The organism is Maribacter sp., from assembly GCF_049667165.1.
Taxonomy (GTDB): domain Bacteria; phylum Bacteroidota; class Bacteroidia; order Flavobacteriales; family Flavobacteriaceae; genus Maribacter_A.
In genome coordinates this window covers 1-6243 of the sequence record NZ_JBATHS010000301.1, presented here as the reverse complement: position 1 = coordinate 6243, position 6243 = coordinate 1, and the positions used below count along the sequence as shown (strand labels likewise).

The following is a 6243-nucleotide window of genomic DNA, read 5'->3' as shown; positions in this document are numbered from 1 at the left end:
GGGGTATGACACACATCGACCTGCATTGATAGCGACTGGCTTTATTCCTCCAATTGTTTAAGTTTATCAAGGGCGTTCTGGTTTTCAGGATTTAATTCCAACGACTTCTTGTATAAGTTTAGGGTTCTTTTTTTATCGGTCTGTGTAAAGTCCCTCGAAACAACTACGTTTGAGTGAATTCCATCTGCTAAACTAGCTTTTTCCGTTCGAATGGGAAGTCCTTTTGCTGTTATTAGGAAAACATTTTAAGTATATATTGTCATATTTGAAAGACTTCGGTAACTAAAATAGTAGCAACAAGCTTTAATAATGAGAAAAGAAAATGAAACTATATTTCTTAATGCCTTCGAAGAAAATAAGGAGAAGCTGTTTCGAATTTGCTCGATTTATTCAAAAGACCCTGAAGACGCCAAAGACCTTTTTCAAGAGGTTTTGGTTCATGTTTGGAGGTCGATGGCCACCTTTAAAGGCAATTCATCACTCAGTACATGGATGTTCAGAATTGCCTTAAACGTATGCCTTCGTTTTAAAAATAAACACACTAAGAACCAGCATAGATTCATCAGGTTAGATAGTATAACAATTGCCAATTTTGGGTCGGAAGAAAGGAACGGAGGCGAAAATGAGAAACTAATTGGTCTAAGAAAATGCGTAAAAAAATTGAATGACGGGGATAAGGCGATAGTTGCCCTTTACTTGGAAGGATTAGCCTATAGGGAGATTTCCAATATTCTAGGCTTATCGGAAAACAACATAGCTGTAAAGGTGAAGCGGATAAAATCCAAATTGTTGAACTGTATAAATGATATATTATGATAGAAGATGAATTGATGAAAATCTGGCAATCGTCTAGCAATCAGGAACGTTTAAATTTTGAAAAATCAAGATTGATTCTAGAGTTAGACTCAAGTTTAGGACGTTTACACCGTTGGTGGTGGTATATGGAACAGGTGAATTTTATTTCTGCCATGATCACTATTCCACCATTGATTTTCGCTGTTTATTGGGTTCCTTTTACTTCCATGAAAATTGCATCGGTACTCGTCATCATTTGGGCAATATATATAGGAATTCGAATGAAAGGCATAAAAAAATTCAAACCGAGCGACCTGGAAGAAAATTACCTACACTATTTAGAAAAGACTAGAAGCTACCTTTTTGCCCAAAAGAGAATGCTTGAAACTTCACTGAATTGGGCAATTTTAACCATTTACCCTATTTACCTTTTATTTTTTGTTGGTCTTTGGGAGAGACCTTTAGCGCGTTATATAGGTGTCATATCATTTTTGGTTTTGGTAGGAGTAGGGGTTTATGAATACCATTTAAGCAAAAAAAGAGTTAAAAATGAGATTGCCCCGAGGATAGCTAGAGTTGATACATTGATAAAGGAGTTAAAGGAATAGCCAATTAGTTTTTTAGAGCTATTGAAGATAATGTTTGATCCTTGGTGTCGTGCGGGATTACGTACCAAAGGTGGGTTAACCCTGTATGCACTATACCATGTATTGTTTTTTTTATTTTTAATAATTGCCAACTTCTTGATAGTATCTAAAAATACGTGGCAAACTGATAAAACATTTCTGGCCATGAAAATGCACCCGGTGTGAACCCATATTCAAATCCCAGCCGTATTAGAGTAAGCTTCTTCTCTGGACAGGTATAAACATATTCCCCCTTGTTTCCCATCCCAAAAAAGTCATGGGCATTTTCCGGTCCGTCACGAACTTTCCCCTACCAGAGATAGTTGTAATACGTATTATTTTCTAAAAGATAATCATAGCATCCCTTTCGTTTTTCTTGGGGTTGCGTTGCTTTTAGCACCCAGCTTTCAGGTATTACTTGTGTACCATTGTATTTGCCTTGTTGATTTACAAATTGTCTTTTAACTCAATTAGCACCGTCACTCCATTTTGGGTCAATAAATTTGTTTGCAGGTAAGCGACCATCCTTTTGCCATCTGGACTCATGCTCACATCGGCAGCGACAATCATTTTGTTTTTCCAGGTCGGCAATTCGGGATTATTCCAGTCCGTAATGGCCACCTTGCCGCTACCGTCTGGATTCATACTCCAGTAGTCGGTACCGCTCTTGTTATGCGCACCACTCATCCAGACTATTTTTTTGCCGTCGGGAGAATACAAGGCATGTTCATTCCATTTTCCGTCCGCAAGAAGTTCCAAGCGGTCTTGAGCGATATCGTAACTATAAACATTGGCATGAAAAGGCTTATTGAATGCAAAGGATGATGTAAATAGCAGTTTTTTGCCATCTGGTGAAAGACCATGATTTTCGTACCAACCGGGTTTTCCGGGTTCATACGATTTTATGTTGGAAAGGACGGGTATTTCACTCGTGAAGTTGAAGTCAGCTACCTGGATCTTCCACTTGCCGTATCCATATGAGCTAGTTGGTGCTTCATACATCTCGCCCCAGGTAAGGTTCTTTCCGTCATGGGAGAAATGTGGGTGCAAAACGCCACTGGTTTCAGTCTCGGGCGTTTGTCTTAATAGAAAGCAGCGCTTTGAAGCGAATTCCATCAACCATAGATCCGAATGCCTTCCGAAGCCAGGTGTGGCAGCCAAGTCACGCCCAGGTCTCCCCTGATTCTTTAATTTCTGTACTTGAAAGACAATGTACTTGCCAGAAGGATGCCACTCAGGCTGGCCAATATGCCCTATGCCCAAAACCTTGCGCTGATCGCAGGTAAGACATTGCTCATTGCCCCCGTCAGGCCGAACCATGTATATATCGTAATACCCATCATCGTTTTTTCGGTCCATAAGGATAACATCACCATTTGGGGACCAGCTTACACGCCCACCATTTTCATTTAACAGGGAAATACGCTTCGCTCTGCTTTTCAGTGATTCTACAGAGCCAAGGATTTGTTGCAATTCTGGACTAAGTGCAGCATTACCGTTAGTTGAATTCGTTGTAGGTTTCGTTGGTATGCATGCTATTAGTGTAAAACCAACGAATACTAAAATTATATGCCATTTTTTCATAGTCTGTATTTTTATTCATGGAACAACTAAATTTCCCCTCTTTTGTTTATTTAGACGATTTATTCGAATACATGTTACTTTACGTATTGGCTTGTTTCTAAAATATCGCCATCGTGTTCATATATGAAGCGTAGCATTCCGCAGGGTGCTATGATTTTATATAAAGTATTGACGGTAGTATTTATTTTCTTTTATAATTAGATTTTTCTATTTCTCGATCTGGGTTTACAAATTCAAAAGTGTAATTCCTATCAGTGTCCCAACCGTAATTTATTTTATGGATTTGTGAATTCACCCTATAGCTTAAACTATAATGTTGGGGTTTTGGGTTCTCAAAGGCAATGATTTCTGCGCCACGCAATGGCCTTAAATCAGGTCTTACACCTCTCGTTTTCGCTTGTGGCATAATTTCGTTTTCTGGGGCTTGTGTTCTTGGGTTTAACGCAACCTTACCTTTCATTGCAGCAATCAAATAAGGATAGTTCTTTACGGCATGATATTGATACGTACTATCTGAAGTAAATAGTCCTAAATTTTCGTCCAATTCCTCTGTGGTTTCTCCATACACCGCAAAACCATCCAAGGCAAAAGCAATAGGTTTGTCTTCGCCTACTTTAGCCTGTAAGTGGGTAGGGGGTAGGTGGTAATGATAATCATCCGCCCGTCCGCAATGACCGCCCCATTTGTCAAGCTCTCCAATGGCATTGGCATCTTCCCCACGGTTGTTCAATGGATTGAAAATAGGAATGCCGTTTGCTGCGATGGCAATAGCCCCTTTCATAAAATTTTCTTTTGTAGATAATGGTTTTTCAGCCAATACAGGTTGCAAAGGAATAGCCCAGGCATTTTCACCCGAATAATCGTGATCAATAGGTACTTGTTGCTGCCAGTTGGTAATGCCGGTCATCATTTCGTGTTCTGGTAATCCATTTGATTCTATGTAGAAATATTGGTCATCGTATCGTGTATTTACTTTGTCAAAAACGCCAAAAATGGATTCTAAAAAGGAAATGTCATTTTTTGCCATTTTAATTCCGTTTGACGAAATATTGGTTTTACAACCCATAATAACAAAAGCAAGTCCTATTAAACTATAAGCAAAGATTTTGGATTTAGATTTTTTTGTATACTTGAAAAGTGAAAACAGGAGCAAGGCAAAACCAAAATAAATTAAAATAGTAGCGTGGTTTATTGAAAATAATTGAAATTCATTTTGTGAAGTGTTTTTGTCACTAATCCAATTTCCCTTAGTTAAAATATACTGTTGCTCTTGACTTGTAAAGTCTGAAATATTGAAGAAGACTACCTTATGCTTCTCATTCATTAAATATATGGTTTCGTCAATTTTTTCAATAAATTCGGCTTTTAAGTTCATTTCACTATTTGTAAAATGCCAAACTTTTGTCGAAGCTCCGTGTCCGCCCTCGTGAGCAGAAACTTTAAAGGATAATAACAGAATGGTCAGTATGAATACTATCTTTTTCATTTGTCTATCATTAATTGGAATCCGTAAAAGTTAAGGTTGTTATGTCAATTACGTTTACATCGGAAATGGCTTTCATAAAGGTCTTTAAATCAACATCCAGAGAATTGGATTTAGGAAGTAATTAGGAGTTTCCGATAATGCAAATAGCGCAATAGTGTACTCATGTTCGCCTGGTCCGCGAGAACAAGGTGAGGTATACGATATGGCCGTTCCATCTTTATTAGGCCCCATATACCAATCTGGGTTGTTAGCCATTTTATATGGAATTTCAGAAACAGATGGATTGATACCCCATAATAGTACGTATGAATTTATTTCTGATTTATTATCTTTTTTTGGGTAGTGATACATGACTATAGCTAAAGAATTTGCACCTTTAGGGACCTTAGACCAAGATAGCGGTATAGAATTTTCTACGCCATCTACTTTTTCTTCACATCTAAAATCTTCTAATAATTTTCCATCAATTACTGCTTTACTATTTAATTTAAAATCTGGATTGATGGTTTTAAAATCATCATATTTATAAGAAGCAGCTTCTTTTTTATGGGTACAGGCATTTCCTAAAAACAAAATCATGATAATAAATACTAAACTATTTTTCATGTCGTGATCGCTAGTTTTTGTTGTTAGATAATTTCAATATTATTTAACGATATATCGTACTAAAACTTCATTATCTAAAACGACATTGGTAGACCAAATGAATTGGGCATCATTCTCGGCATCGTCGAAAATTGAAGTGAAATTCGTGTAAGCAGGTTTATTGTCTACCCCAATGGTTCGGTTGGTATAGGTTGTAGCATTTGGCCATTTGGAATCATCAAAATCCGTCTTCATCCAATCGGGGGGTAGTTCCCAATGCAAGGCATAAAACGATGAACCATCTTGACCACCCTCAGTATTGCAGTTTTTTGAATATCTGTAATTGCCTTCTTCAGATGCACAACCGAGATTTATTATGGGCGCAGTGTAAAACGTTTGTGCCTTCCAGTTTTCATCGGTGCCAGCAATTATGTTGTCCTGAGCATCTTTAATTACGGCTACCATTCCGCCATCACCAGCGTGAAAAGATTTGCCCCTATTGGCTTCGCAACCAACACCAAGGTGTTCCTCCCAGTCCACCAATTTCATGGCTATCGTAAATGGCTTTTTCACTTTAAATTTTACAATACTGGAATTAAATTCTGTAAATGCGACTTTGTCTTTCCCAACGGGAATTCCATTCACATACATTTCAAAGTAATTATCGGCAAAAATATAGGAGGTATAAAGTTCTCCATCGGTGTCAATTGTTATGATGTGGGAATCGGCATAGTTGGATAAAGCTTGCTGAGTGGTTTTATAGGTTTTCCCTTCACATGAATTAAATAAATCTGCTGCAAATGGAAAATCGTTGTTCGTGTAATTGGTTTCAGCAGGCACTATCCACTCTTTGTTATCTGTGGATGTGATTTTTCCAAGATCTGTTTTTCTACCGCGCTCACAGGAATAAATATCTTCGGTAATTGTAGAGGCAATTCCTTGTGTTATGCTTGCAGTTCCCTTGTAATCTGTCGCTTGGGGAGTTTTTGCAAGTTCTTTTGATTTCGATTTACGTTCGGCACAACTAACGATTATAAGTGTGACTATGAGTAAAATAAGTATATTCTTCATTGTAAGTTGGTTTTGTTTTTATCCTTTCTGTTCTTAAAGCCAGATCAAAAGATTAGCCGGTTTTCCCAAACATGCCGAAACCAATAGATTCGGCAC

General features: G+C 37.9%; 6 protein-coding genes. 2 read left to right on the top strand and 4 right to left on the bottom strand.

Annotation, left to right across the window (positions count from 1 at the left end):
• The first annotated feature begins 309 nt into the window (after positions 1–309).
• Positions 310–816, top strand: a complete 507-nt coding sequence (locus WBM98_RS14305) for an RNA polymerase sigma factor (protein WP_424366704.1) — start codon at positions 310–312, stop codon at positions 814–816.
• Complete coding sequence (locus tag WBM98_RS14300) at positions 813–1403, top strand: hypothetical protein (RefSeq protein ID WP_424366703.1); 591 nt, start codon at positions 813–815, stop codon at positions 1401–1403. The genes WBM98_RS14305 and WBM98_RS14300 overlap by 4 nt, the downstream gene beginning before the upstream one ends.
• Before the next feature lie 465 nt (positions 1404–1868).
• On the opposite strand, the gene WBM98_RS14295 is transcribed toward WBM98_RS14300, so the two are convergent.
• From WBM98_RS14295 to WBM98_RS14280, 4 genes are all read right to left on the bottom strand, one after another.
• A complete protein-coding gene (locus WBM98_RS14295; RefSeq protein ID WP_424366702.1) occupies positions 1869–3005 on the bottom strand; it encodes a TolB family protein in 1137 nt (378 codons plus the stop codon).
• Between the two features lie 181 nt (positions 3006–3186).
• The gene (locus tag WBM98_RS14290; RefSeq protein ID WP_424366701.1) at positions 3187–4491 is read right to left on the bottom strand and encodes a YHYH protein; all 1305 of its coding nucleotides are present in this window, start codon (positions 4489–4491) and stop codon (positions 3187–3189) included.
• Between the two features lie 84 nt (positions 4492–4575).
• Positions 4576–5097, bottom strand: coding sequence for a hypothetical protein (locus WBM98_RS14285; RefSeq protein WP_424366700.1), 522 nt, complete (start codon positions 5095–5097; stop codon positions 4576–4578).
• A 39-nt stretch (positions 5098–5136) separates the two neighbouring features.
• Complete coding sequence (locus WBM98_RS14280) at positions 5137–6147, bottom strand: hypothetical protein (RefSeq protein ID WP_424366699.1); 1011 nt, start codon at positions 6145–6147, stop codon at positions 5137–5139.
• Between the last annotated feature and the right edge of the window lie 96 nt (positions 6148–6243).